Origin of the sequence: Prevotella sp. P5-92, assembly GCF_002251245.1 — a bacterium.
GTDB lineage: Bacteria > Bacteroidota > Bacteroidia > Bacteroidales > Bacteroidaceae > Prevotella.
This window is the reverse complement of the sequence record NZ_NPJG01000137.1, coordinates 1-909: the sequence shown is the minus strand read 5'-3', so window position 1 is coordinate 909 and position 909 is coordinate 1. Positions and strand designations below refer to the sequence as shown.

Genomic DNA, 909 nt, shown 5'->3' with positions numbered 1-909 from the left:
TGGCGTGTATAGTCCGCCGTAGAATGGTCGTCGTCTTCGGCTTCTTGTGCTTAGCAACAAATCCGAAGCTGCCATCGTCGAGCATCGTCGCCGTTCCAGCACGGCGAAAGCTCTTTACAGAATTCATATTCTTTAGCTGTGGGTCGAATCTGAATTCTCCCTCGCCAATAGCGGTAGCTTCGCCAAAGAAGCTCACAGCCGTTTCAGTTTTTTTCGTCATAATAATTCAAATGTTTATACGTTTAAAGAAAAAAAAAAAAGGGTTGTATTAGCGACGGCAAAATCGCCGGTCAACTAAAACACCACCTCCTTTGCCGCCAACGAAATGATCTCATCCGCCACGATGTCCTGGTATGTGCGTCCCTCGTGTTCGTGTGTGAAGAAACGGAGTTTCGCCGCCACTGGCGTGCCCTTGGCGATGTTTTTCTTCGCCTCTTCGCCCCACACGGTGGCTACATACGTGTCGGCATAATCGCCGCCGATGTCCTTGATCACCACCTCGCACTTCGTCATCGTGCCGTTCTTACCTTGCAACTGGGTCACCTGTCCCCACTTCTCAATTCTTCCTATTGTCTTCATAATCTTAAATGTTTAAAATGTTTGTAAATGTTTATTGTTTTAAAAAAATCGTAGCAAAACCGCTGCCTTCGCCGTCTTCGCCGTCTTCGTTCCCATTTTCGTTCCCGTTTTCGTTTTCGTTTTCGTTTTCGTTTTCGTTTTCGTTCCCGTTTTCGTTTATATTGTTCCAATAAGTCAAAGATCACCGCCAACCAGATGTGTCATTTTCTGATTGACGGTGCAAAGGTAAGGCAAAAAAATAAGAGCAACCGGCACTGTACTGACCACTGCCATAACCAGTGCCAGTACCGTGCCAGTTGCTCCCATGAGAGTCAACGAGGGGTTAATTGA

At 46.8% G+C, this 909-nt stretch carries 1 protein-coding gene and 1 pseudogene; both read right to left on the bottom strand.

The features are described from left to right. Positions 1-220, bottom strand: a pseudogene (locus CIK99_RS14770) (hypothetical protein); the annotation flags it as partial. Positions 221-294: 74 nt separating this feature from the next. After that, a complete protein-coding gene (locus CIK99_RS14765; RefSeq protein ID WP_094381308.1) occupies positions 295-579 on the bottom strand; it encodes a DUF3127 domain-containing protein in 285 nt (94 codons plus the stop codon). Positions 580-909 lie beyond the last annotated feature (330 nt).

Coding starts and splice junctions, on each gene's coding strand:
- CIK99_RS14765 (WP_094381308.1), bottom strand. CDS start 579: ATGAAGACAATAGGAAGAATTGAGAAGTGGGGACAGGTGACCCAGTTG.